The organism is Ruegeria sp. AF3, assembly GCF_056536285.1.
Map to the genome: position 1 here is coordinate 311,641 of NZ_JBQFJM010000001.1, position 24,622 is coordinate 336,262.

The 24,622-nt window shown below is 57.5% G+C and carries 22 protein-coding genes and 1 tRNA gene; 4 read left to right on the forward strand and 19 right to left on the reverse strand.

The features are described from left to right. Window positions 1–58: 58 nt before the first annotated feature. A complete protein-coding gene (guaB, locus tag ACR3FC_RS01565; RefSeq protein WP_480472852.1) occupies window positions 59–1,507 on the reverse strand; it encodes an IMP dehydrogenase in 1,449 nt (482 codons plus the stop codon). A 217-nt stretch (window positions 1,508–1,724) separates the two neighbouring features. On the opposite strand from guaB, the gene ACR3FC_RS01570 reads away from it, so the two are divergent. Further along, entirely contained in the window at window positions 1,725–3,770 is a 2,046-nt protein-coding gene (locus ACR3FC_RS01570; protein ID WP_480476741.1) for an ASKHA domain-containing protein, read from the forward strand. Window positions 3,771–3,823: 53 nt separating this feature from the next. Here ACR3FC_RS01570 and ACR3FC_RS01575 read toward each other — a convergent pair whose 3' ends face one another. The 11 genes from ACR3FC_RS01575 to ACR3FC_RS01625 all read right to left on the reverse strand — a co-directional run bounded on the left by ACR3FC_RS01575 (window position 3,824) and on the right by ACR3FC_RS01625 (window position 12,834). Further along, the gene (locus ACR3FC_RS01575; protein WP_480472854.1) at window positions 3,824–4,930 is read right to left on the reverse strand and encodes an alpha-hydroxy acid oxidase; all 1,107 of its coding nucleotides are present in this window, start codon (window positions 4,928–4,930) and stop codon (window positions 3,824–3,826) included. Further along, on the reverse strand, window positions 4,930–5,484 hold the full coding sequence (gene comE / locus ACR3FC_RS01580) for a sulfopyruvate decarboxylase subunit beta (protein ID WP_209503877.1): 555 nt from the start codon (window positions 5,482–5,484) through the stop codon (window positions 4,930–4,932). The genes ACR3FC_RS01575 and comE overlap by 1 nt, the downstream gene beginning before the upstream one ends. After that, on the reverse strand, window positions 5,481–5,987 hold the full coding sequence (gene comD / locus ACR3FC_RS01585) for a sulfopyruvate decarboxylase subunit alpha (protein ID WP_480476743.1): 507 nt from the start codon (window positions 5,985–5,987) through the stop codon (window positions 5,481–5,483). Before comD ends, comE begins: the two co-directional genes overlap by 4 nt. A 46-nt stretch (window positions 5,988–6,033) precedes the next feature. Then, complete coding sequence (locus ACR3FC_RS01590) at window positions 6,034–6,444, reverse strand: universal stress protein (RefSeq protein ID WP_480472856.1); 411 nt, start codon at window positions 6,442–6,444, stop codon at window positions 6,034–6,036. 23 nt (window positions 6,445–6,467) lie between these two features. Further along, window positions 6,468–7,448 carry an alcohol dehydrogenase catalytic domain-containing protein gene (locus ACR3FC_RS01595; RefSeq protein ID WP_480472858.1) on the reverse strand — a complete coding sequence of 327 codons (981 nt, stop codon included), beginning with the start codon at window positions 7,446–7,448 and terminating at the stop codon, window positions 6,468–6,470. Further along, the gene (locus tag ACR3FC_RS01600) at window positions 7,445–8,206 is read right to left on the reverse strand and encodes an SDR family NAD(P)-dependent oxidoreductase (RefSeq protein ID WP_480472860.1); all 762 of its coding nucleotides are present in this window, start codon (window positions 8,204–8,206) and stop codon (window positions 7,445–7,447) included. The genes ACR3FC_RS01595 and ACR3FC_RS01600 overlap by 4 nt, the downstream gene beginning before the upstream one ends. Beyond that, a complete protein-coding gene (gene hisD / locus ACR3FC_RS01605; protein WP_480472862.1) occupies window positions 8,199–9,506 on the reverse strand; it encodes a histidinol dehydrogenase in 1,308 nt (435 codons plus the stop codon). Before hisD ends, ACR3FC_RS01600 begins: the two co-directional genes overlap by 8 nt. Window positions 9,507–9,518: 12 nt before the next feature. Then, window positions 9,519–10,847, reverse strand: a complete 1,329-nt coding sequence (locus ACR3FC_RS01610; RefSeq protein ID WP_480472864.1) for a TRAP transporter large permease — start codon at window positions 10,845–10,847, stop codon at window positions 9,519–9,521. A gap of 11 nt (window positions 10,848–10,858) precedes the next feature. Continuing rightward, window positions 10,859–11,371: a TRAP transporter small permease gene (locus tag ACR3FC_RS01615; protein ID WP_209503870.1), complete on the reverse strand. Its 513-nt coding sequence runs from the start codon at window positions 11,369–11,371 to the stop codon at window positions 10,859–10,861. Window positions 11,372–11,479: 108 nt separating this feature from the next. Continuing rightward, window positions 11,480–12,625, reverse strand: a complete 1,146-nt coding sequence (locus ACR3FC_RS01620; RefSeq protein ID WP_480472866.1) for a TRAP transporter substrate-binding protein — start codon at window positions 12,623–12,625, stop codon at window positions 11,480–11,482. A 23-nt stretch (window positions 12,626–12,648) separates the two neighbouring features. Further along, complete coding sequence (locus tag ACR3FC_RS01625; RefSeq protein ID WP_480472868.1) at window positions 12,649–12,834, reverse strand: hypothetical protein; 186 nt, start codon at window positions 12,832–12,834, stop codon at window positions 12,649–12,651. Window positions 12,835–12,968: 134 nt separating this feature from the next. Here ACR3FC_RS01625 and ACR3FC_RS01630 point away from each other — a divergent pair, with 134 nt between their 5' ends. From ACR3FC_RS01630 to ACR3FC_RS01640, 3 genes are all read left to right on the forward strand, one after another. Further along, complete coding sequence (locus tag ACR3FC_RS01630; RefSeq protein WP_480472870.1) at window positions 12,969–13,991, forward strand: LacI family DNA-binding transcriptional regulator; 1,023 nt, start codon at window positions 12,969–12,971, stop codon at window positions 13,989–13,991. 370 nt (window positions 13,992–14,361) lie between these two features. After that, window positions 14,362–15,582, forward strand: a complete 1,221-nt coding sequence (locus ACR3FC_RS01635; protein WP_480472873.1) for an APC family permease — start codon at window positions 14,362–14,364, stop codon at window positions 15,580–15,582. 126 nt (window positions 15,583–15,708) lie between these two features. Next, entirely contained in the window at window positions 15,709–17,247 is a 1,539-nt protein-coding gene (locus ACR3FC_RS01640) for an MFS transporter (RefSeq protein WP_480472875.1), read from the forward strand. Here ACR3FC_RS01640 and ACR3FC_RS01645 read toward each other — a convergent pair whose 3' ends face one another. The 7 genes from ACR3FC_RS01645 to ACR3FC_RS01675 all read right to left on the reverse strand — a co-directional run bounded on the left by ACR3FC_RS01645 (window position 17,248) and on the right by ACR3FC_RS01675 (window position 24,576). Further along, window positions 17,248–18,840, reverse strand: a complete 1,593-nt coding sequence (locus ACR3FC_RS01645; RefSeq protein WP_480472877.1) for a trypsin-like peptidase domain-containing protein — start codon at window positions 18,838–18,840, stop codon at window positions 17,248–17,250. 190 nt (window positions 18,841–19,030) lie between these two features. Further along, a tRNA-Gly gene (locus tag ACR3FC_RS01650) sits at window positions 19,031–19,104 on the reverse strand. Window positions 19,105–19,173: 69 nt separating this feature from the next. Next, complete coding sequence (locus ACR3FC_RS01655) at window positions 19,174–20,001, reverse strand: polyphosphate kinase 2 family protein (protein ID WP_480472879.1); 828 nt, start codon at window positions 19,999–20,001, stop codon at window positions 19,174–19,176. Between the two features lie 125 nt (window positions 20,002–20,126). After that, window positions 20,127–21,182 carry a methyltetrahydrofolate cobalamin methyltransferase gene (locus tag ACR3FC_RS01660; protein WP_480472881.1) on the reverse strand — a complete coding sequence of 352 codons (1,056 nt, stop codon included), beginning with the start codon at window positions 21,180–21,182 and terminating at the stop codon, window positions 20,127–20,129. 9 nt (window positions 21,183–21,191) lie between these two features. Next, window positions 21,192–22,118 carry a methylenetetrahydrofolate reductase gene (locus tag ACR3FC_RS01665; protein WP_480472883.1) on the reverse strand — a complete coding sequence of 309 codons (927 nt, stop codon included), beginning with the start codon at window positions 22,116–22,118 and terminating at the stop codon, window positions 21,192–21,194. 25 nt (window positions 22,119–22,143) lie between these two features. Beyond that, on the reverse strand, window positions 22,144–22,440 hold the full coding sequence (locus ACR3FC_RS01670; protein ID WP_480472885.1) for a virulence factor: 297 nt from the start codon (window positions 22,438–22,440) through the stop codon (window positions 22,144–22,146). A 249-nt stretch (window positions 22,441–22,689) separates the two neighbouring features. Beyond that, window positions 22,690–24,576 (reverse strand): PhoX family protein, encoded by a 1,887-nt coding sequence (locus tag ACR3FC_RS01675; RefSeq protein ID WP_480472887.1) that lies wholly within the window; start codon window positions 24,574–24,576, stop codon window positions 22,690–22,692. Between the last annotated feature and the right edge of the window lie 46 nt (window positions 24,577–24,622).

The following is a 24,622-nucleotide window of genomic DNA, read 5'->3' on the forward strand; positions in this document are numbered from 1 at the left end:
CCAATCCAAAATCACTACGGCACCCCGTGCATGGGTGCCGTATGTCATGCGCAACGGCTTACATCAGTCGGTAGTTCGGGCTTTCACGTGTGATCTGAACATCGTGTACGTGGCTCTCTTTCAAACCTGCGCCCGTGATCTTCACGAATTGGCAGTTTCTGCGCATCTCTTCGACAGTCGCGCAGCCGGTGTATCCCATCGCAGCGCGCAAACCACCAACAAGCTGGTGGATCACTGCGCTGGCTGATCCTTTGTAAGGAACCTGCCCTTCGATCCCTTCGGGTACCAGCTTGTCATTTGCCGCGTCCTTCTGGAAATACCGATCCGCCGATCCGCGCGCCATCGCACCAAGACTGCCCATACCGCGATAGGATTTGAACGACCGGCCCTGATACAAAATGACCTCACCCGGGCTTTCATCTGTGCCCGCGATCATCGAACCGACCATGGCGCAAGACGCGCCGGCCGCAATTGCCTTGGCAAAATCGCCCGAGAACTTGATGCCACCATCCGCAATGACTGGAACATCCCCCGCCGCAGCCGCACAATCACTGATCGCGGTCAGCTGAGGGACACCAACGCCCGCCACCATGCGAGTTGTACAGATCGAGCCGGGGCCAATGCCCACCTTGATGGCGTCAGCACCCGCGTCGATCAGCGCCTTGGTCGCCTCGCCTGTGGCCACGTTTCCGGCAATGATCTGAACCTCGTTCGACAGAGTCTTGACCCGTCTGACCGCATCCAGCACGCCCTGAGAATGACCATGCGCCGTATCGACGACGATGATATCCACGCCCGAAGCCACCAGCTGCTCGGACCGCTCAAAACCCGCGTCCCCAACCGAAGTCGCGGCAGCCACTCGCAGGCGGCCAAGCCGGTCTTTGCACGCAGTTGGATTCAGAACCGCCTGTTCGGTGTCTTTCAGCGTTAGCAGACCTGTCAGTTTTCCCGTGCCGTCGACCACCAGCAGCTTTTCGATACGACGGGCCCGCATCAGGCTTTTGGCTTCTTCCAGATCGGCGGGTTCTTTCAGCATTGCCAGGTTTTCCGAGGTCATCATCGCCTTGATCGGCGTGTCGTCGGAATTGGCAAAGCGCATATCCCGGTTGGTTACGATACCAACCACGCGGCCATCCGCGTCAACTACCGGGAAGCCGGTGAAATTATAGCGCTCGACCAGAGCCTTCGCATCGGCCAGGGTTTGATCCGCGCGCAAGGTAACAGGGCTATAGACGATACCCGACTCGAACCGTTTGACGCGGCGAACCTCGCGAGACTGCTCTTCTACGGAAAGGTTCTTGTGGATGACCCCAATACCGCCTGCCTGTGCCATGGCAATGGCCATGCGCGCCTCGGTTACCGTGTCCATAGCCGAGCTCAGCAGCGGGATGTTCATGGTAATCTCACGCGTAACACGCGTGGTTGTGTCCGCTGTTGCCGGCAGCACTGAAGATGCGGCCGGAACCAGAAGAACGTCGTCAAAGGTGAGTGCCTCACGAATCTGCATCTGAATACCCCATGCAAAAGCCCGTTTGGCGGTGACCCTATTGCATGGATTGAACCAAAGGAAAAGCCCTTGGGGGCAACTCTGTGGCTCCAGTTGCCTATACAGCCAAAGAAAACGACGCATGCCGCGCAAATCGTGCCGCTGTTGGCCCTTTCCCTTTGCGCTCAAACCCATATCTTGCCGGGAAAACGCGCGAACACAAAAAGGCATGTCACTCATGACCACCGACCCACTTGTCGTCTTTACCCCGTCCGGCAAACGCGGGCATTTTCCTGTCGGCACGCCAATTCTAACCGCAGCCCGCCAATTGGGAGTGGATCTGGATTCGGTCTGCGGGGGCCGTGGTATCTGTTCAAAGTGTCAGATCACCCCAAGCTATGGCGAGTTTCCCAAGCACGGCGTCACGGTGGCCCAGGATGCGCTGAGCGAATGGAACGCGGTCGAGCAGCGATATGACGACAAGCGTGGCCTGAAACCCGGTCGTCGTCTGGGCTGTCAGGCCTCGGTTCAGGGCGATGTCGTGATCGACGTGCCGCCGGAAAGCCAGGTACATCGTCAGGTCGTTCGCAAAGCCGCCACCGCACGCGCCATCACCATGGATCCGGCAACTCGTCTGTATTTCGTGGTGGTCGAAGAACCCGACATGCATTCGCCAACCGGTGATCTGGAGCGCCTTGAACGCGCGCTGCGCGAACAGTGGAATATTGACGCGGTCACGGCGGACCTGTCACTTTTGTCCAAGTTGCAACCGGTTCTGCGCAAAGGCAAATGGGAAGTCACTGTGGCCGTTCACAAAGGTCACAAGGACAGCGTCGCACGCATTGTCGAAATCTGGCCCGGCTTGCACGAAGGCGGGCTGTATGGGCTGGCCATCGACCTTGGCTCAACTACGATTGCGGCTCACCTGACCGACTTGGAAACCGGCGAGGTCAAGGCCTCATCGGGCCTGATGAACCCGCAAATCCGCTTTGGCGAAGACCTGATGAGCCGTGTTTCATATTCCATGATGAACCCCGGCGGGGATCAGGAAATGACAAAAGCCGTGCGCGAGGCGATCAATGATCTGACCACCTCAATCGCTGAAGAAGCCGGCATTGACACCGCGCTGATCGTGGAAACGGTGTTTGTCTGCAACCCGGTCATGCACCATCTGCTTCTGGGTCTGGACCCGGTGGAGCTGGGTCAGGCGCCTTTTGCCTTGGCATCGTCCGAGTCGATGTCCCTGCCCGCACGCGAGATGGAACTGACCAACATGAACCCTCGCGCGCAGGTCTATATCCTACCTTGCATCGCGGGCCATGTAGGCGCGGATTGTGCGGCGGTTGCCCTGTCCGAGGAACCCGGTATTTCCGAGGATTTGGTTCTGATCGTCGATGTGGGCACCAATGCCGAAATCCTGCTGGGCAACACCAGCCGAGTTCTGGCCTGTTCCTCACCCACCGGGCCTGCGTTTGAAGGCGCTCAGATCAGTTCTGGCCAGCGCGCAGCACCCGGCGCGATCGAGCGGATCGAAATCGATCCCCTCACCAAGGAACCCCGCTTTCGCATCATTGGGTCCGAGAAATGGTCGGACGAAGACGGCTTTGACCTTGATGTCGCCACCACTGGTATCACCGGTATCTGCGGCTCGGGCATTATCGAAGCTGTGGCCGAGATGCGTATGGCCGGCCTTCTGGATGAAAGCGGCCTGATCGGATCGGCCGAGCAGACTGGAACGGCCCGCTGCATCCCCGAAGGCCGCACTCACGCTTACCTGATTCACGATGCCAGCGCCGAAGGTGGCCCCCGCATCACTGTCACGCAAGGCGACATCCGCGCCATCCAACTGGCCAAATCCGCGCTTTATGCCGGTGCGCGTCTGCTGATGGACGAGATGGAAGTCGACAAGGTGGATCGAGTGGTTCTGGCCGGTGCCTTTGGCGCCCATATTTCAACCAAGCACGCAATGGTTCTGGGCATGATCCCTGATGCTCCGCTGGACAAGGTCACCAGCGCGGGTAACGCCGCTGGTACAGGCGCGCGGATTGCGCTGTGCAATATCGGATCACGCGCTGAAATCGAACGCGTCGTGCGCGAGATCACCAAGATCGAAACCGCAATTGAGCCGAAGTTCCAAGATCATTTCGTGGCCGCCAACGCGATCCCGCACAAGACCGATCCGTTCCCGGAACTGGCGCAGGTTGTCACGTTGCCCAATCCAAGCTTCAACACAGGCGGAGAAAGCGAAACAGGCGGTGGACGCCGCCGCAGACGCCGCGGTTAAACCAGCATAGGAAAGACTCGAAGGTACGCCTCGGGTCGTTCTCCATATTTGGTTCAGGTTGCGCGTCGCACCTCGTCCAGCGACGAAACGCCCATCTGCGCCATGGCAATACTCATTTCATCACTCAGCACAGACCACAGCTGCTCAAGCCCTTCTTCCCCTTCTGCCGCGATTGCAAATTGCAGGATGCGGCCGAAGAAGGCAAAATCTGCCCCGTTTGCCAAGGCTTTCAAAACATCCTCGCCCGAGCGCAAACCGCTGTCGTAAAACAGCGGATAATCCGGACCGACGGCGTTCCGAATTTCCGGCAATACGGCAATCGGCGCTGGCGCACTGTCCAACTGGCGCCCTCCGTGGCTTGAGACCTGAATGGCATCGACACCTGCCGACTTGAGGCGCAACGCGTCTTCAGCATCCAGAACGCCTTTGACCACCAGCTTCCCGGCCCACTGTTCGCGCAGACGGGCCAAAGTCTCCCAAGTCGCCTTGGCCCGGCTTTCCCGACGATCAAAATCATATCCGCCCATCAGGAAATTCGCCATACCGGGCTTGCCCCGCAGCAGCGTGGACAGCGACCACCGCGGATGAAGCGCAAAATCAAGCACCTGTTTCAGGCCCATTTTGAACGGCATCCTGAACCCATGGCGCAATTCACGCGGGCGACGCCCCACTTCGGGCACGTCCACCGTCAGCACCAGTGTTTCGTACCCCGCTGACTTTGCGCGCTCGACCAGCTTGAATGTACCACTGCCATCACCGCTGAAATACAGTTGAAACCAGGCATGTCCTTCTGCCTCGAGAATCAGGTCTTCCATCGGAGTCGATGCGACGGTTGATACCCCAAGCGGCACCTCGTACCGCGCCGCAAGACGTGCCAGCATCAGGTCTGCACCGGGGGCCGACAGGTTGCACATACCCATCGGTGCGATGCCAAACGGGCGCTGGGTCGACCTGCCAAAGACGGAACAAGCAAGCGACCTTTCACTGACGTCTTTCAGAATCCGTGGACGAAGGATCTGCGCATCCAGTGCAGCCCTGTTTCGGGTTGCGCCAACCTCGGCCCCGGCAGACCCATCGATATAGTCAAACACCATCCACGGCAGGCGCCGCCGGGCCAGGCGGCGCGCGTCTTCGGAACTGTGGATAGCGCTGGATAGCATCAGGCCTGTACGGCCTTCATGAACCGGTCGCGGATCACCACCGGATCCATCGTGATAACCGGCATCTTGGCATTTCCGCTTTCACACTTGGCCACGATGATGGTCATCTGTTTCGAATCCAGCGCTTCTTGCAGCACGCGGCCGGTATCTTCGGCCTGACATTCGATTACGCGCTCGCATCCTGCGGCTTCCGCCATTTTCGCCAGAGAGGTCTTCTGCCCCGCATATGTCGGCTGATCCCCAGTGGACCCGTACGACCCATTGTCGACGATCAACAGGATATAGTTGTCCGCCACGTTATTGGCGATGGTCGGCAAGGTACCCAGATTGGTCAGGACCGACCCATCCCCATCGATCACGATAACAGGCTTGGGCTGCGACAAGGCCAGACCCAGACCGATGGATGAGGCCAGCCCCATCGTGCCCAGCATGTAGAAATTGGTGGGCTGGTCGTCGATGGCATGCAGTTCCTGACTTGGAATGCCGATGTTACAAACAACAAGCTGATCGCGCAGGATCGGAGCGATTTCTTTCAGAATTTCAGAACGGATCATTGGTCGCCATAGCCTCCCCAGAAACTGGCATCGGTCAAAATGGCGACCGGTTTGTTGCACATAAAGGTGTATTTGAGGATCGCGTCGAGTTCCTCAACATCTGACTGATGGTGGAAGTGATAAGTCGGGATATTCAACTGAGCCAACAGCGCTTTTGTATGCACAGCCATTTCAACCTGGCAGGCAACCGGTTCGCGCAGCTCTCCGCGATAGGAAATCAGCATGGGCAAAGGCATGCGATAATACTGGATCAGTGTCGCCAGCGTGTTGATCGTCACTCCGATTGCGGTGTTTTGCATGATGATCGCGGGACGCTTGCCGCCCATCCATGCCCCAGCGCACAGGCCCATCCCCTCGTCTTCCTTGTTGGACGGGATGTGATAGATGTCCTCTCGCTGGTCGATTTCAGCGATTACGCCTGCCAGTTGCTTGCAGGGGACGGTGGTGACGAACGAGATATCGTTGGCCACCAGATCGTCGGTTATCTTCTTGTTTATGTTCATGGTCGGGCTGTTGGTCCTGTTGGGGCGCATGGCGCGATGAAGGAAATCAGGTTCTGCGGTGTACATGTACAGCGCAGGGGGCATGACGAACGACGCGTGACGCTGTCGATCCCAAAAAATAGTCGCTCAGGTCCGGTTTGTGGGAACCTATAACAATGCAGTCCACATTGTTGCTGGTCGCGTAGTCAATGATGGTGCGGGCGGTGTGCCCTTTGATGATTTCGGCTTTCACACCGTCGAGCCCGTCAACCTTTTGCAACAATGCCCCCCTCGCACGTTCGAACCCTTCGGCCACTGCGGACTTGTCCAGATAGGCGCTGACCGATCCCTGTGGCATTTCGTAGACATGTAAGCCTATGATCTCGGCCCCGTTTTCGGACAAGGCACGCGCGACTTCCAGCGTATGCTGTGAAATGCCGTGATCCAAAGCCATCGGGACCAGAATTTTCTTGTACATGGTGGCCTCCAGTTCTGTCAGGTTTATCCCCAGGGTCTCAGGATAATCTTTGGTGCGGCTACGGAGCCAGAGCGGATATCGCGAAACGCCTGCGCGCCATCGGCCAGTGCACGCTCTTCAACCCAATTCAGTGCGCCAAGACGGCCGTCAAAGATCGCCTGAGCCGTCTCGCGGAAATCCTGCGCGGTGTAGGTGTAGGTTCCGATAAAGGTGATCTCCTGCAAGGTCATGCGACGCACGTCCAGACCTCCGGCATCTTCACCCAATCCGACATGCGCGATCACGCCACCCGGCGCGACCAGAGCCGAAGCGACCGACCGTGTCGCGGCATATCCAACAGCATCAATGACCAACGGGAAAGACCCATTGGGCGCATCCACAAGTGCAAAACTTTCGATTTCCGCCAGATAAGTCCGGCGCAACGCGTTTGGTTCCGCGATTGTAACGTCTTCAATACCCTGCGCCCGCAGGGCCAAGGCCGCCGCAAGGCCAATGGCCCCTCCGCCAATCACCAAGGCGCGGCGGTCCATCGCTGAAAGCAGAGCCTCGATCCCCAGTCTGACTGCGTGCCAGCTTACGGCCAGAGGTTCAGCCAGCGCAGCCTTGGCGAAAGGGACATCATCGGGCACGTCGACAAGATTTCTGCCTGGCATTGAGACATATTGCGCGAACGCCCCTTCGCGCGGTGGCATCGAGATGATCTGGCGGTCCGGGCACAGATTCTCGCGACCCGCCCGACATTCCGCGCATTGGCCACAGGTTACCAGCGGGTTGATCGTCACCCGGTCACCGGCGCGGATACCATCAGCTATGACACCGGCTGCCTCGTGCCCGAGGATCAGGGGCGCTGGGCGACGTGCATCATGGCCCAGATAGGCGTGCATGTCCGATCCGCAGATGCCAACCGCCTCGACCCGGATCAGGTGTTCCGATGCGCCCGGTTCGGCATTCGGCACATCGTCAAACACCATGTGTTCAACACCTTTGTAAACCAGAGCCTTCATTTGGCAGTAAACCCTCCGTCAACCATCAGAACCTGTCCCGTGACATAGTCAGACGCCCGAGAGCATAAGAACAGGATCGGCCCGTCGATATCCTGCATCCGCCCATTGCGTCCGATACAGGTTTGCGCGGCGTTCCGTTCCGCGCGCTTGGGGTCGTCGAACACAGCCTGCGTCAGTTCGGTGGGAAAGAACCCCGGTCCGATGGCGTTGGCGTTTATGCCAAAGGGCGACCACGCCTCGGCCATGGCGCGTGTCAACTGCCCGATCCCCGCCTTGGACGCGCCATAGGCGATACCACCTGGAAATGCCCGTGTTGTTTGCAGCGAGGCGAAATTTACAATTCGCCCCCACCCCTTTTCCTTCATTGTCGGCACCATGGCTTGGCTAAGGAAGAACGGCGCGCTCAGGTTCAGGGCAAGCGTGGCATCCCACCCCTCAGGAGTAACATCATCGGCGGCCTCACGCGTGTTCAGCCCAGCCGCATGGACCAGAATGTCGGGGGGGCCAAACTTGGAAGCGACGGCCTGTGTCAACGCATCTGCCCCATCGCGATCTGCAACGTCTGCAACAACCGTTGCAGCGCGCGTGCCAATCTCTGCCTGCATCTGCGCCAATGCCTCGCCGCGCCGGGCCACGCCGACAACACGCGCACCTGCCGCGGCAAGAGTCCGTGCCACTTGCCGCCCAAGTCCCGAGCTGGCACCGGTGATACACGCCACCCGGCCAGTCAGGTCAAACAATGAGCGCGGGTCATCCATCGGCGGTCAAGTCGAACTGCTCGTCCGGGAAATACTTCGCAAGACGCACATCTGCGGCGCGGGCGTGACCTTCCATTCCTTCCAACCGCGATATCCGCGCGGTCGCTTCGGCGATGGGCTTTGACCCTTCGCGGGTGGCCCTCTGCCACGTCACGATCTTCATGTATTTATGGACACTCAGCCCGCCAGTATAGCTGGCCGCGCCCGAGGTTGGCAGAACATGGTTCGTACCGGTCGCCTTATCTCCGTACGACACGGTTGTTTCCTCGCCCAGAAACAGCGATCCATAACAGGTCAGTCGTTCCAGCCACCAATCCAGTTCCTCAGCCTGAACCGTCAGATGCTCAGGTGCATATTCGTCGGAACAGGCGGCCATCTCTTCGCGGTTGGAACAGACGATAACCTCGGCATAATCGCGCCATGCGGCCGAGGCGTTCTCGCGGTTCAGTTCCGGCAGATCGGCGATGAGCGCAGGTACCAGTTCCATCACCTTTTGCGCAAGGTCGCGATCATCGGTGACCAGCCAGACCGGCGAGTTGTATCCGTGCTCGGCCTGACTGACCAAATCGGTGGCGACGACATGCGCATCGGCAGACTGATCGGCAAGGATCAAACTGTCGGTCGGACCTGCGATCATGTCGATACCGACCTTGCCGTAAAGGATGCGCTTGGCTTCGGCCACGAACTGATTGCCGGGACCCACAAGGATGTTGGCGCGCGGTAGACCAAACAGGCCGTAGGTCATGGCGGCAACGCCCTGCACGCCCCCCATGGCCAGAATGCTGTCGGCCCCGCAGATATGCGCCGCATAAACGATGGCAGGCGCGACCCCTTCGCCGGGACGCGGGGGCGAACAGGCCGTGATGTGGCGACATCCCGCAACTTTCGCGGTGGTCACTGTCATAATCGCACTGGCGATGTGGCTGTATCGCCCCCCCGGCACGTAACACCCCGCAGCGTCCACTGGGATTGCCTTCTGCCCAGCAACGAAGCCTGGCACAATCTCGGTCTGGACGTCCGAAACGGTCGCTTTCTGCGTCTCGGCAAAGCGCCGAACATTGTCGTGAGCGAAACGGATGTCGGCTTTCAACTTTTCGGAAACTTTTGCACAGGCGGCCTCAATCTCAGCCGGGGTCAGCAAGACATTCCCTTCGTACTTGTCGAACTTGGCGGCGTATTCTCTTGCCTTTGCATCACCGCCCGCCTCGATATCGGTCAGAATTGTCTTCACCGTATCATGCACCTCTGAGGCGTGTGATTGAGCCGTTAAAGTTGCCTTTTTCAGATATTCACGAGGCATGTTCAGCAGGTCCTATTGGTAGATTTCAGGGAGCAATGTTGTCGACACGGCTGGCACGTAGGCGATCAGGATCACCACGATCAGCATGGTCAATACGAAAGGCACGGCTCGGGCGGCAATCTTCAGAATGGATTCACCGGTAATGCCAGATACGACGAACAGGTTCAGCCCCAGCGGCGGGGTGATAAAACCCACTCCCAGCGCGGTGATCATCATGATGCAGAACTGTATCTCGTTCATGCCGATATTGTCCGCCAGTGGTTTCAGGATAGGTGCCAGGATGACGATATTCGGCGTCGTCTCCATGACGCAGCCCGCTGCGATCAGGATGCCGATCATCAACAGGATCAGCAGATATGGGTCGTCTGTCAGCGAGGTCACCGAAGTGACAAACCCCTGAGGAACACCCATGATCGCCAGCGCCTCGGCCAGCGGAGCTGAAAACGCGATGATCGGCAGGATCACCCCGTTCACCTTTGCAGAGCTGACCAGCATCGACGGAAAATCCGCCAATGTCAGCGTACGCAAGATGAAGCCCATGATGATGGTGACAACAACAGCCGTGGCACCAGCCTCAGTCGGCGTAAGTCGGCCCGAAAAGATGCCATAAAAGATAATCCCCGGCACGATAAAGGCATACCAGCCAGACCTGAGCGCCTTGCCCAGATTGGCCAACCACTCCCCCATGGTCATCATGCCGCCGCCTTCGTATGCATAAAGGCGGTTCATGATGATATTGGTGATCAGGATCGACACCAGGATAGCCAGACCCGGGATCAGGGCGGCCAGAAAAAGAGTCGATGCGGAAATACCCAGCACAAGGCCGATGATGATATAGGCAATCGAGGGCGGTATCAGGATGCCGGTGCAGGCACCGGCCGCGACCAGAGCACAGGCGTAGGGGCGCGGATACCCGCTTTCCACCAACCGGTTGATGGTCATCCTGCCAACCGCAGCAGCCCCGGCGGCGTCCGATCCCGAAATCGCGGCAAACATTCCGCAGACCAGCACCGTGGCCGATCCGAAGCCGCCCTTGGCGAAGCATGTCAAAGCCTCGGCAACATCCAGAAACTTGCGTGACAACCCCGTCCGAACCAGAACATCCCCGGTCAGGATAAACAGGGGCACGGCAGTCAGGGCAAAAGCGTCGATGCCGGTAAACAGGCTCTCTCCGACAAGGCTGAGAGGAAGGTCACCGGACATGATCAGCATTACGATCGCAGCCATTCCAATGGCCGCCCAAACCGGTACGGCCAAAGCGATCAGGGCAACAAACAGGATCACCGGCAGATAAAAATCCCAGCCCAGTTCAACGGTTTGATTGAGGGAGTTCCAAAGCATCCGGTCTCTCCTCAGTCAAACAGTTTGTCGCCTTCGAAGACGGGCGTGCCGTCGCGAAGACATTTCAGATCGCGCAACAGGGATTGGATCAGCCGCCAGATCATCAGGGCAAACCCGGTCGGCACGGCCATCAGGAACCAAACCTTGGAAATCCGCAATCCGTCCGTAACGGAACCAAACTTGGCTGAAACGTGCACGGCTTCATACGACCAATAGAGTGCGATGATCGCCACCAGGAACATCACCAGATCGCCGAAGATATAAAGCAGTGCCTTGGGGCGCGGCCCGACATAGTGCATGATCACATCGATCCGGATATGAGCGCGCTCTTTCACCGCGGCAGCAGCACCGATCCAAGCCAGATAGATAAAGGAATACCGCACGATTTCCTCGCCCCAGATCGAGGAATAGGCGAATATCTCGCGCCGCAGCACCTCGATGGCCATGGTGATCACCAGCATCACGTAGAACACCAGCAGCAACCAGCGTTCGGCGTTTCGGTCAATGTTCTGAAGAACGGTCATCTGATCCTCCGGCGATGGGACAGCCCAGTCCGTACCTGCCTTGACGGGCCACTGTCGGCCGCGCGGTACAAGAATCGTGGACGCCGACAGGCGCCCACGGGTTTCACCTTAGGCGTCGTGGACGTAGTATTTGCCCTGCGTACCAGCCGCTTCGACCAGCTTCTCAAAGTTGTCCATCGAACCGGCCAGTTCCGTCTTGAACGGATCCCATTCCGAACGCTGATACCCACCGGCATCCTGCCATTCCGCCAGCTGATCATCGCTGAGCGAATGGAATTCAACACCAGCTTTGTTCAACTCGGCCATGGCATAGGCGCGGGCCGACGGAACTTTGGACAGGTTCTGATGCCCGGTCATCTCGGCACCCCACATGATGCCTTCCTGCACGTCTGCAGGCATCGAGTTGAACCACTCCAGATTACAGGAATAAACCTGACTGTCCGGAACGGCCTGCGTGAAGGTCACATGGCTGAGGATGTCCTTGAAACCAAAGACATACAGTGCTCCAACTGACGGGTCGAGCGCGTCGGCAACACCCTGCTTGATCGCCGAAGGTGTTTCACCCCATGCCACAGGCGTCGGGTTGGCACCAACCATGCGATAGTATTGTTGCAGCATCTTCGAACCGGGAACGCGGAACTTGATCCCGCCCATGTCCCCCGGTGTTATGACCGCATTGCCACCCTGCCGGACTGCGACAACACGCGGATCGATATTCACGTAGAACAAGGCTTTGAAGCCAGCCGCCTCGACCTTGGGGTGGACTTCGCTTTTCCACGTGTCTGAATGGACAAGGTTGGTGAAGCGCTGGTTCGACCCGCACAGATACGGCATGTTGATCAGGTCGACCGTGGACGCAAAAGGCGCAAAATTCGACAGAGAATGCTGCGCGGCCTGAATCGTTCCACCCTGTACTTTCTGCACCAGCGCGCCGCCCGCGCCTAGCTGGCCACCGGGGGCCAATTTGACATAGACCTTGCCGTTGGTGGCATTCTGGATGTTTTCCTTCAGGTCCAACTGCATGATGGGATAGCTGCGCGACGCGCCCAGCACATAGGCTGTCGCCACCGTCATAACATGGTCAGCGGCCTTCTCACGCTCACTCTCTTCTTTTGCGGTTTGCGCGGCGGCCTCTGAAGACCACAAAACACCCCCAGCCCCGGCAACCAATGCGGCTGTGAACGCGCCACTTGCGCTCAGCTTCAGAAAGTTGCGACGCTCTGCTGACGCCAGTTCAATCTTGTCGTTGTTCATGAATTGCCCTCCCAAGCAAAAGTTCAGCTGCCGTTCGTTGCGTTTCGGTCAGCTTCCTTTTTCAGAATTGCGACAACGAACAAAATCGACGCCGCGAACAGAACCAACATCTCTCCTACGTCGCCAAGAAACGCGCGGCCTGCGAAAGCACCCAAAGCAACGTTGGCGAAATAGATCGCGAAAACGACGATAGATGCAGCAAGGACCATTTCCGGGACTCCCTTTCAGAATCGGCTCAACACCTTTGTAAGCGCTTACATCAATATTGCAAGCGCTTACATTGACCCTTTCATCATCTGAAAAATGCGATTAACTTAAGCCAACCAGAATTGAGAGTTCGAGAATGTCAAAACATCGGTCTGCTCCGACACTGGATGACGTTGCCAAGGCCGCGGGCGTTTCGACCGCGACAGTGTCCCGGTGTCTGAACAACCCGCAGCAAGTTGTTGAAGCAACGCGCAAGCGTGTCCTGTCGACGGTCGAAGAATTGGGGTACACGCCAAATTTCGCGGCCCGCGTGATGGCGGCCAAGCGGTCATTTACCATTGGCGCCATCATCCCAACCATGGAAAACGCTATATTCGCAAGGGGGTTGCAAGCGTTTCAGGAAGCGATACATCAGCGTGGCTACACATTGCTGGTCTCCAGTTCAGCCTATGAGCCCGAAGCGGAAAAGGATCAGATCCGAACATTGGTTGCACGGGGTGCAGACGGGCTGTTGCTGATCGGTCATGACAGGGACGCAGATATCTATGATTACCTGGATAGACGGAAAGTGCCCGCGCTGGTTGCCTGGTCCTTTCTGCCGGACAAACCTGTGCCGTCCGTTGGGTTTGACAACCGCAAAGCCATGAAAGCGCTGGCAGACCAGATCATCAGACAGGGGCATACGCGTCTTGCGACGATATCGGGTATCAGTTCGGGCAATGATCGGGCGCGGCTCAGGATCGCAGGGATAAAAAGCGCCATGGCTGACCACGGCTTGCAGCCGGATGACCTAATGGTGATCGAAACCACGTATGAATTCGAAAATGGCGCGACGGCGTTCAGGGATCTCATGGCGACTGACACGCCGCCGACCGCCGTTTTGTGCGGAAACGATGTTCTGGCTGTCGGCGCATTGAGACAGGCGCAAAAAATGGGGCTCCGAGTGCCCGAAGACGTGTCGATTACCGGCTTTGACGACATCGAAATCGCGCGCATTGTCAGCCCTGCCCTGACAACGGTTCACGTACCCCACCGTGAAATGGGTCAAAAAGCTGCGCAGGAGTTGATACGGATGATCGAAACGAACTCTGCGGGCCAGTCTTTGGAGCTTTCGACCTATTTGGTCACCCGAGACTCCCTGCTTGACCGCATTCCTTAAGGCTCAGAAAGTTCGGCGGTTCATTGCGTGTAAAAGGCGCACCGGTCTACGATTCAGTGTGACGATCCGCTTTCATTGACCTGAATCAAAGCACGCAAAGTGACCACATAGTGAAGTACGAATATATCAACGGGCCCGACGCTCACCTGCCTGACCCCAAGCAAATTTACCGGTGATCAGTATTTCAACGGCGCGAAGGTTTCACTCCACGGGCGCGGCAAATGCGAGGCGCGCTCTTCTGCCGACTACGCTCTGGCTTCTCGGGACAAAACGCACGTCAGTCACTCATATGATCGAGGCAACGGGACCAAGCAGAGAAACTTTAATGCCAACCCAAGACACGCAACGCATTCCAATTGGCGGATAGATGATGTCCATCGTTGAACAAAATACACCAAAGCTGCGACGGGCGCTGACGACCCCGCTGCTCACGCTCTATGGGCTTGGGGTAACCGTCGGCGCTGGAATATACGTGCTTGTTGGTGCGACGGCCGGGATTGCGGGCCCATTTGCCGCTGTTTCGTTCCTGATTGCCGCGCTTGTTGTTGCGCTGACTGCCCTGTCCTACGCAGAACTGGCAACCCGATATCCTGTGAGTGCGGGTGAAGCCGCTTATGTCGAAGCAGGGTTTCAGAAAAGCTGGATGGCCGTGCTGGTCGGTCTCGCCGTGGCCGCCTCGGGCATCATCTCGGCCTCGGCCGTGGCTATCGGGGCCGCGTCGTACCTTCAAACGCTTACAGGTTTAGGCATTTCAAGTCTGACAATCGGTGTAGTTCTGGTCATGGGGCTGATCGCCCTATGGGGGATCACGCAGTCGGTAATGGTGGCGGCGGTTATTACTGTCATAGAAATAAGCGGGCTACTCGTCGTTATTGGTTGGGGCCTGTCCCTTCCTGAGCCTCAGGGCTATGCGCTCACCCAGATGGTTCCCGGGCTGGACCCAAACGCCTGGAGAGGGATTTTTGCCGCTTCGCTTCTGGCGTTTTTCGCCTTTGTGGGTTTCGAGGACATGGCGAATGTCGCTGAAGAAGTTAAAGACCCCGCCGGAACAATCCCGAAAGCGATCCTGTTGACGCTTATTCTGGCCACGGTCTTGTATCTTGGTACGTCCATGACTGTTCTGTATGTGGTGCCGATCGATGTCCTTTCGACGTCCGCCGCGCCGCTGGCCCTGATTTTTACAGACGCGCCCGATGTTATCCAGCAGGGGTTTTCAGCCATTGCCATCGTTGCGACGATCAATGGTGTTCTGATCCAGATGATCATGGCATCCCGCGTGATTTACGGGCTCGCGGATCGGGATCATTTGCCAAAGTTTCTGGCTAAGGTGTCTCAGGTCACTCAGACGCCAACGGTAGCGACAATCATGGTCACGGCGATAATCCTGTTGCTGACCCAAACGCTTCCAATCGCCATTCTGGCCGAGCGGACGTCGCAAATTGTTCTGGGAGTCTTTGTGCTGGTCAATCTGTCACTGATCCTTTTGAAGACCCGGGCTGAAACCGATGAACCGCAGTTCCGCGTGCCTCTTGTTGTTCCCCTCTTTGGGGTGGTGACCAGTTTGTTGCTTTTTGCGTCCGCATTTCTGTAACCCTGTGTCATTAGGTCAAGGAAATCCTGCGATGCGATTTACGTGAACATGACCACTGACCAGCCTTCTACAAGAGTGCGGCTTTCTGCATGGTGGCATAGAACCTTTGTTGATCTGGCCCGACAGATGCAATGGTCCTACCTGCCACCGCTCATGGTCTATTTTGCCGCCGGTGTTTCTGGTCTGACATCGGTCGTCGGTGCCTTCTTTCTTAAGGACTACCTTAACCTATCCGCATCCTTTGTTGCCGGGCTGGCGTTTTGGGCCGGGCTTCCCTGGATCCTGAAGATGCCGCTGGGTCATATTGTTGATCTGTTTTGGCGGTGGAAGTCATTGCTGATCCTATTGGGGGCAACCCTGATCACCTTGTCCCTGCTCACCATGTATGGGCTTGTAGCCTTTCCCGGACATATGGCTGATGTCATGCCGCTGGAACACTGGTACATCATTGCCCTGCTCTTGGCGCCTTCCGGCTATGCCATTCAGGATGTTGTCGCCGACGCGATGACAGTCGAAGCCGTTCCAAAGATCAATCCCGACGGGCAGCCGTTTTCGCCCGAGGAAACCCGTGCACAGCATACAACTATGCAAACACTGGGCAGGATCGCCATTTTCTCCGGTTTTGCAGCCGTTGCCGCGGTCAATATCTGGGTGTTCTCGGGAACCGAGGGCATGCAGAAATCAGACCGCCTTGCATTGTATGGCAACGTCTACCTGATCGCGCTTGTCATTCCACTGCTGTCCGTCAGCGGTGTGGTTTTGCATAGTTTGATACAGCGTCAACGTCTTTGCCAAGGTCATCCCCCTCATACTCATGACGAAACCACCGAGGTCAAATGGCCGATCCTGCTGGGCGGTCTCGCCTTTGTTGTATTGAGCATTGTGTTGGGAACATCGAAATTCCAACTCGCCCAGGAAACTATTTTTGCAGTCTCTCTGAGTGTGATCTTGTACCTGATGTCACGCTTGGTGAAGGAACTGAACCCAAATCAGGCAAAGGCCCTGATTGGTACGGCGATAATCATTTTCGTGTTTCGTGCGGTTCCTCTGCCCGGGCCGGGGTTGACCTGGTTCGAAATCGACGAGTTGGGGTTTGACGAGCAGTTCCTGGCAATCCTGGCGCTTCTGACGTCCCTGCTTGCATTGGTGGGGCTCATCGTCCTGAGACCGTTTATGGCCAACCGCTCGATTGCTCAGGTCGTCATCATTCTGACCATCGCGTCGGGGGTCCTCGCCCTGCCCAACCTTGCGCTGTATTACGGCGTGCATGAATGGACATCTGCGCATACCGGCGGGATCGTAGACGCAAGGTTCATCGCAGTCCTTGACACCGCAGTTGAATCTCCGCTGGGACAAATCGCGATGGTTCCGATGCTGGCCTGGATCGCACGTAATGCTCCTGTGCATCTGAAGGCAACTTTCTTTGCCGTCATGGCGTCATTCACCAACATGGCCTTGTCGGCCAGCAGTTTGGCAACGAAATACCTGAACCAGATTTTCGTGGTGTCGCGCGCGGTAACCGACCCGGAAACCGGTGTCGTCACATCGATTGCCGATTACGGCCAACTTGGGCACCTGTTGATCGCCGTGGGCCTGATTTCTGTGATCGTTCCGTTGGTGGTCGTATTCCTTGTTCAAAAATCGCCGTTCCAGACCAACGACTGATTACTGGCTGACAGTTTCTCTCAGCAAGGTTTTCAGGTGCAAAACCGGAACCCCGATGTTCGAGCCCCCGAACTCTGGCAGGATCGCGGCGTTAATCGCGACCACCTCTCCCTTGCGGTTCAGGGCCGGCCCTCCGCTTCCTCCTGACGTTGTTTCCGCGTCATAAACGACTGCACCCGGGCTTGTCTGCGCCACGATTCCTCGGCTGGCGAGAGGTTGAACCTGGTTTTGCGCAGATAACCGTGCGGCGATCGTCCAGAAATTGACGGACCCGTCTTTCTCGAGCGTTTTCAGAAATTCCGGCCCCGCCTGCGCAATTAACGCTTTCAGGCCAGTAGGATACCCCAGCAGAAAGACTTCGTCACCGCTTCGTGGAAGATCTTCCGCCAGTGGCAATCCCAGCCCCTCGATACGGTTTGGATCAACCGACAAAAGTGCCAGATCAGCGGTTTCACTGAACCGGTCCAAAGTAGCCTCGATCGGATCGGTCTGACCTGGCAGATAGGCCAGCAACCGAAGCATCTCGGCCTCAAGACCTGCGTTTTTCAGTGCCTGAGCTTGGTCGCCGGATGTCCAGGGCAAGGCAACGTGGCGGTTGGTGGCCATCAGCGGCGTACCCTCCAGCAGAAATCCGGTGCCAGTGAACTGGAACTCCGCGGGCTCGCCTGTTGCGTCCGGTTCGATCCAGGGTTGTCCGAAGGGTGTTTGCAACTTCTCTCCGTTCGGCCCCAACACGTGGCGCAGCAGTTTACCGCTTTCGATATGACGCAATCCGTAGGCGCCCTGAATGAAAGCCACGGATTGAGTAGAGGCGGTGATGACCCGCGTAGACGCCCCCGCGCGTTGTTCAAGGGTACCCAACCGCTGCTCGGTTGATATCAGCTGGTTCTGAAAGGCTTCCCTCAACGCCACAAGGTCTTCGGGGGTTAGAACATCTTCCCGCGTCTGGCTAAGCATGGTCGCCACAGCTTCAATCTTGCGAGCTTCCTGTTGCAGGCTGTCGGCCAGTCTCCGGTCGTTTTGATAAAGCAGGAACAGCAGACCTGCGATCAGCGCAATCGCTGCAACCACCGTAATCCTGAAGAACATAGTGGTTTGAGAAACAAGCCTTCGCCCACTCTCACGCAGCGCACCCGACATTCTTTGGGCAAAGGGTCGGCGACTTGACCGCGCATAGGCATAGGCGTCGCTCAGGATATCCTCGACCGTATGACGAATGGGAAACCTCTGAGTACATATGCGGTATCGGGAGATCGGGCCCAATTCGCCAAACTCGATCATGTCGCCGTGTTTCAGCGTTGCCGACACAATCTTGTGGCCATTGACCCAGATGTCTTGCCCTGCCAGCGCGTTGAGCACATAGCCCCCCTCGGTCCACTGAAGCGTTGCGATATCTTCGTCATGGGGCGGTGTGTTGTCTTTCAGGCGTAGGCCTAGCGCACGGCCTTCGCCAACAGAAACAGTCAATGCGCTGTCGACAAGCCAGGAAACCGTTCCACGGGACGGGCCGGTCAGGCTCTCCAGAAAGGCATGAACATCACCTGCGCAAGGCTCTTGGGGTGTTCTCGTGCCGGTCTGATCAATTTCCCGCATAGTTGGGCTCTGCTCAACAGTGATGGGGTCACTCTATCATAAGACGCCCGGAATCCTACCAATCGCAAGGGGGATGCCCCAAACCGGGACTATCTACAGGCATAAATCAATTTGGTGGAACGTCCCGAAAAGACCCCCATGCCTGCCAGAGCAGGCCTTCACCGGAAATCGCCGTCTGACCTGAGAGTTCTGGAGCGGGTAGCGGGAATCGAACCCGCGCGTTCAGCTTGGGAAGCTGACAGGCTACCATTACATCATACCCGCCGCACCTCTGAGATATAACCAGAGTTCCCTGACGCGCAAGCCGGATCGTTTCAGCTCGCCCGGAAAACATCACTCAGTCCGCGCACGAAGACTGTCGATCAGCGAGTCTTCAACATCCAAAGCCTGGATGGCCGCCTCAAGCGTACGGCTGTCCAGATGTTGCGGGTTCAGATCGACCCCTGCTGAAAACGCTTTGACAATGGCCTTCATGGCGCTGATGCGCGCATATCTTTTGTTATTGGCCGGTATTACGTGCCACGGCGCCAGATCGGTTGACGTCCGGGCCAGCATTTCATCCACGGCGACCTCGGTAACATCCCATTTCTCGCGATTCCGGAAATCCTCGTATGTCAGCTTCCAGCGCTTCAACGGGTTTCTGAGCCGTTCTGTAAACCGCTGCATCTGTTCATCTTCAGAGATGTGGAAGAACAGCTTGACGATCCGGGCACCATCGTCGACCAGCATGCGTTCGAAATCATTGATTTCCTGATAGGCAGCGCGCCAGCGCGTTTCCGGGGTCAGGTTCTCGATCCGCTCAACCAACACGCGCCCGTACCAGCTGCGGTCAAATGCTGATATCGCACCGGACGGTGGCAAACGTTCCCAAAACCGCAGCAGGTAATGCCGGTTGAGGTAGTAGTTCCGGGGTGCCCCAATTGGCCAGACCTTAAAGCTGCGCGGGTCCAGAGCTTGGCTGATCCTGCGAATGGTTCCCCCCTTGCCTGCCGCATCCCAACCCTCGAACACCAGCACACCCTTTAGCCCGTGAAACAGATAAGCTTGCTGAATCCTGGCCAGTTTGGCCTGAAGATCAATCAGTTGCTCGAAATACTCCTTTTTGCCCAACCGCTTGGTCAGATCCGCTTCTGAGAGTTTCGGGGGGTGATGTTTGCTCATCGTGCCACCTGATCGTTGCGTCCCGGATCAGGATATCCTGAACCATTACGCAAAATCGACATTGATCAGGGTCAAACGAAAAGGCCGGGCGCAGTGCCCGGCCTTAGCTGTCTTTGTTGATGCAATCAGGCGCGGCGACGACGGCCACCGCCGCGACGACCACTGGCTGCGCCACCAGCCTCGTCAGGTGATTTGTTGAACCGGATCCACTCACCACCATGCGGGTCGTTGTTGGTCAGCAGGTTGGCAGCGCGGATGGCCTCCATCTCTTTTCCGGCGCGCGGCTTGGTGGAGCCCAGGCCGAACATCTGAACGAACGCCTCGTCATCCATACCTTCTGGCAGAATGATGCCAGCTGCGGCAAGGGCTTCTTTTTTCTCGGCAATTTTTGCCTGCGTCACTGGCAGAGCCACCGGGTTCATAATCGCCGAGGTCATGCCGGCACCCATTGCCATCGGCAGGAAGGCATTGTTGATGCCGTGGCGGTTCGGCAAGCCGAACGAGATGTTGGATGCGCCACAGGTGGTGTTCACACCCAGTTCCTCGCGCAGGCGGCGAACCAAAGCAAACACCTGCTGACCAGCTGTTGCCATCGCGCCAATCGGCATGACCAGCGGGTCAACAACGATGTCATGCGCGGGGATTCCAAAATCGGCAGCACGCTGAACGATCTTTTTGGCCACTTCGAAACGGACATCGGGGTCTTCCGAAATACCTGTGTCGTCGTTCGAGATTGCCACAACAGGAACATTGTATTTTTTGACCAGCGGCAGAACCAGTTCCAGGCGCTCTTCCTCACCGGTGACCGAGTTCAGCAGCGGGCGACCTTCCGCCGCCTCAAGACCCGCCTCCAGAGCACCGGGTACCGACGAGTCGATACACAGCGGAACTTCGACCAGACCCTGTACCAGCTCAACGATCTTGCGCATCAGTGGCGGTTCGGTCTCGTTCGGGTTGGGGTTCGAGTTGTAGACGACGCCCGCGTTGATATCCAGAACGGTCGCGCCCGCCATCACCTGCGCCAGCGCATCCTTCTCGACGGTCGAGAAATCGCCTGCCTCCAGTTCGGCCGCCAGCTTTTTCCGACCGGTCGGGTTGATCCGCTCTCCGATCACGCAGAACGGTTCATCAAAGCCCAGAACGGCAGTTTTTGTTTTTGATTCTAAGACTGTACGGGTCATGTCCGTTCCTTAGGAGTTTGCAGGCTGCGCCGAGGCACCGCCATTATTGATCGCCCAGTTGGCGTTGGTTTTGATCCCGCCCAGCGGGAAGAAGTGCACGTTGGTGATGTTGAAATCCGGGTTGGCCGCTTTGTGGTTGGCCAATTCAGTCACAACATCGTTCGGTTCATAGGGCAAGAGAAGCTTCGACACATCCATGGCGCGTTTTTGCAGAACTTTCAGCGACGGGCCGACGCCGCAAGCAATTGCGAACTTGATCAGGGTCTGCAGTTTGGCCGGACCGGCGATACCAATGTGGATGGGCAGGTCGATACCTGCCTCTTTCAGACCATCCGCCCAGGCGATGATCGGCTTGGCATCGAAGGCAAACTGAGTTGCCAGGGCCATCTCGGCATCCGTGGTTTCGTTGAATTTCTGTTTCCAGCGCAGGGCGTCATCGACGTTCTTGGTGGACCCATCGGGATCGATGTCCCTGTTACCCTCGGGGTGACCGGCAACATGAAGACGCTTGAACCCTGCCTTGTCAAACAGACCGGTTTCCATCAGCTGCATGGAACTGTCGAAATCGCCATGCGGTTTTGTCACACCACCGGCCAGCAACAGCGCCTGCTCGACGCCCGCCTCGCCCTGGTACATCGAGATCCAGTTTTCCAACGTCGCCGCATCCTTGATGATCCGCGCCGGAAAGTGGGGCATGACAGGATAGCCTTCGGCTGCAATCCGCTTGGCTGTCTTGACCATATCTTCAATCGGGGTGCCCTCGATATGGGCAATGTAGACGCGTGTGCCCTCGGGCAGCAGCGCGCGGAAATCCTCGACCTTTTCGGCAGTCCGCGGCATGACCTCGATCGAATAGCCTTGCAGGAAGGCTTCGACAGTCGGGTTCACAGGGCTGTTTTCGACCACATCACGTTTCTTGAAGTTCAGCAAAGCCATTGAGGCCTCCCATTAAGATCCGGGCTTATGCCCAACCGTCATTTGCGATCAGCGCCTTAATGCGGTCCTGATCGTATTCCTTTTCCAGACGCAGGGCCTCGGCCTCGGCTACTTCTGCCGGATCGCCTTCGACCGCAAAAGGCTCGGCTTTGCGCCATTCAGCCAGATAGGCATCACTATCCTTTGCGTTTACCTTCATGGCGGCGCGGTCGATGGCTTGCTCGAACCGTTCTTCCAGTTGCCGCTTCGCGCCGCGACGGCCTTTGCCGACGATGACCTGAGCGGGAATGTCGCGCCAGTACACGATGGTGACGTCAGGCATTACTGTGATTCCTCCTAACCCGATGGGCCGGTTCTAAACTTCAATGTGGGGATTGGTCGGTCGGTTTTCGACACCCGGCGCTTTTCAAGCGACGTTTTCGCCCACGGTGGCGTGGCGGGGTTTTAACCCGTCTCGCGGCAAAAACGCATACCAAAATTCTCATTGTCACTATGAGAGCATTGCATAATGAACAAAAAGCCCCGGACGGCATGACCCGCCCGAGGCTTGTTTCAACGCGTCTTGCCAAGGTTAACCGACCAACCCACCGTCTTCACGAGTAACCGCAATGATGGCTGAACGTGGAACCGAGTTACCACCGTCGGGCCAGTGGCTATTACCGTCTTCACCGGGGTGTTGAATACCAACAAACATGGTGCGGCGATCCGGCGACCAGCTGAGCCCAGTGATCTCACACTCGTTCGGGCCAACCAGAAAACGACGGATTTCACCGGTAACCGGGTCGCCTGCCAGCATCTGGTTGTTCCCCTGCCCTTCGAAGTCGCCCTCGTTGCTGTATTTGCCGTCGGTCTGGATCCACAGCAGGCCGTTGCTGTCAAACTTCAGACCGTCGGGCGAGTTGAACATGTTGTCGGCGTTGACATTGTCCGAACCGCCATACGCATCCTGATGCACGGTCGGGTTTCCGGCCAGTACAAACAGGTCCCATTCGAAACCCGATGCGCCATGGTCTCCGCCTTCAGGGCGCCAGCGCACGATCTGACCGTATTTGTTCGCCTCGCGCGGATTCGGCCCGTTGACCGAAGTGTCGTCGCCACCGGCATTCGGTTTCACACCGCGGTTCTTGTTGTTGGTCAGGCAGCAATAGACCTCGGGCGCGTTCGGGTTGGCCGCAACCCATTCCGGGCGGTCCATGGTGGTCGCGCCAACAGCCGATGCTGCTTGCCGCGTATGGATGCAGATTTCGGCCTGCGACGTCATACCAGTTGTTTCGGGGGTCAGGTCCAGCCACTCACCAGTCCCGTCGTCGTTGAACTTTGCAACCGACAACGTACCGTTCTCAAGCAGCGCATGCGTGTCCACCCCAGCGGCATAAAAACCTTCCGAGACAAAGCGGTACAGGAACTCGCCCCGTTCATCATCACCCATGTAGACAACGACACGACCGTCATTGTTCACAATGGCCTCGGCGTTTTCGTGCTTGAACCGACCGAGCGCGGTCAGCTTACGAGGGGTCGAGGTTGGCTCGGTCGGATTGATTTCGACAACATAGCCTGCGCGGTTCGGTTCGTTAGGGTTTTTCGAGACGTCGAAACGCTCGTCAATTCCGGCCCATCCGTATCCCCAGTCCTTGGACGAAACGCCGTAGCGCTGAAGTTCGGCGCTGACCTCATGGTTTTCGTCCTCAGTCGAGAAGTAACCATTGAAATTCTCTTCACAGGCCAAATACGTCCCCCATGGGGTCATGCCATTACCACAGTTGTTCCAGGTGCCTTTACAGATGGTGCCTGTCGGATCGGCGGCAGTTTTCAGCAGATCATGGCCAGCGGCAGGCCCCGTCAATGACATGTCTGTCTGCGGCGTGATGCGGCGGTTATACGAGCTATCCTTGACGATGCCCCATTTGCCGTCGGTAACCGCAATCTCGACCACCGTCACACCATGCGCCATCATGCCTTTGGCGACATCGTCATCCGAGGCGGCTTTGGCGTCCGGGTTGTTGCCCCAAAGGATATCGCGATTGGTGTATTCGTTGTTCACGACCAGTAGAACGTGACCCTCGTGCAAAAACACATCCTGACCGTCGGTGTTATCACCAAATGCGCGCTCTTGGCTGGCAGCGGTTCCACGGGTGGCCGGATCAAATTCGGGCACATCAGACCAAAGCGGGTCGCCCCAGCGCACCATCACCTCGGCCTTGTAGCCCGGCGGCACGATGACGTCATCGGCAGTTGACGCCGGAATCGCCTCAAACGCAAATCGATCTGCGGCTGCGCGCGCACCAGTCGGAAGCAGCGACCCGCCCAAAGCCGTGAAACTTCCCACCGCCAATACGCCGCCCAGAAATCCACGACGTGACAGGGCACGTTCAACGACGCGGTCAAACTCACATTCCTCTGGGCGCGGGTTCACCATTTCATCGAATTCGTCAAAGGTCAGGACACGTTTATCTTTCATGGCAGGCTCCGTCTGCGGCTGATTGCGATCAAGAATCCCTCAACCG

Bases quoted from the DNA above. Each gene is read 5' to 3' on its own strand.
- guaB (WP_480472852.1), bottom strand. From the start codon at position 1,507: ATGCAGATTCGTGAGGCACTCACCTTTGACGACGTTCTTCTGGTTCCG.
- ACR3FC_RS01570 (WP_480476741.1), top strand. From the start codon at position 1,725: ATGACCACCGACCCACTTGTCGTCTTTACCCCGTCCGGCAAACGCGGG.
- ACR3FC_RS01575 (WP_480472854.1), bottom strand. From the start codon at position 4,930: ATGCTATCCAGCGCTATCCACAGTTCCGAAGACGCGCGCCGCCTGGCC.
- comE (WP_209503877.1), bottom strand. From the start codon at position 5,484: ATGATCCGTTCTGAAATTCTGAAAGAAATCGCTCCGATCCTGCGCGAT.
- comD (WP_480476743.1), bottom strand. From the start codon at position 5,987: ATGAACATAAACAAGAAGATAACCGACGATCTGGTGGCCAACGATATC.
- ACR3FC_RS01590 (WP_480472856.1), bottom strand. From the start codon at position 6,444: ATGTACAAGAAAATTCTGGTCCCGATGGCTTTGGATCACGGCATTTCA.
- ACR3FC_RS01595 (WP_480472858.1), bottom strand. From the start codon at position 7,448: ATGAAGGCTCTGGTTTACAAAGGTGTTGAACACATGGTGTTTGACGAT.
- ACR3FC_RS01600 (WP_480472860.1), bottom strand. From the start codon at position 8,206: ATGGATGACCCGCGCTCATTGTTTGACCTGACTGGCCGGGTGGCGTGT.
- hisD (WP_480472862.1), bottom strand. From the start codon at position 9,506: ATGCCTCGTGAATATCTGAAAAAGGCAACTTTAACGGCTCAATCACAC.
- ACR3FC_RS01610 (WP_480472864.1), bottom strand. From the start codon at position 10,847: ATGCTTTGGAACTCCCTCAATCAAACCGTTGAACTGGGCTGGGATTTT.
- ACR3FC_RS01615 (WP_209503870.1), bottom strand. From the start codon at position 11,371: ATGACCGTTCTTCAGAACATTGACCGAAACGCCGAACGCTGGTTGCTG.
- ACR3FC_RS01620 (WP_480472866.1), bottom strand. From the start codon at position 12,625: ATGAACAACGACAAGATTGAACTGGCGTCAGCAGAGCGTCGCAACTTT.
- ACR3FC_RS01625 (WP_480472868.1), bottom strand. From the start codon at position 12,834: ATGGTCCTTGCTGCATCTATCGTCGTTTTCGCGATCTATTTCGCCAAC.
- ACR3FC_RS01630 (WP_480472870.1), top strand. From the start codon at position 12,969: ATGTCAAAACATCGGTCTGCTCCGACACTGGATGACGTTGCCAAGGCC.
- ACR3FC_RS01635 (WP_480472873.1), top strand. From the start codon at position 14,362: ATGTCCATCGTTGAACAAAATACACCAAAGCTGCGACGGGCGCTGACG.
- ACR3FC_RS01640 (WP_480472875.1), top strand. From the start codon at position 15,709: ATGCAATGGTCCTACCTGCCACCGCTCATGGTCTATTTTGCCGCCGGT.
- ACR3FC_RS01645 (WP_480472877.1), bottom strand. From the start codon at position 18,840: ATGCGGGAAATTGATCAGACCGGCACGAGAACACCCCAAGAGCCTTGC.
- ACR3FC_RS01655 (WP_480472879.1), bottom strand. From the start codon at position 20,001: ATGAGCAAACATCACCCCCCGAAACTCTCAGAAGCGGATCTGACCAAG.
- ACR3FC_RS01660 (WP_480472881.1), bottom strand. From the start codon at position 21,182: ATGACCCGTACAGTCTTAGAATCAAAAACAAAAACTGCCGTTCTGGGC.
- ACR3FC_RS01665 (WP_480472883.1), bottom strand. From the start codon at position 22,118: ATGGCTTTGCTGAACTTCAAGAAACGTGATGTGGTCGAAAACAGCCCT.
- ACR3FC_RS01670 (WP_480472885.1), bottom strand. From the start codon at position 22,440: ATGCCTGACGTCACCATCGTGTACTGGCGCGACATTCCCGCTCAGGTC.
- ACR3FC_RS01675 (WP_480472887.1), bottom strand. From the start codon at position 24,576: ATGAAAGATAAACGTGTCCTGACCTTTGACGAATTCGATGAAATGGTG.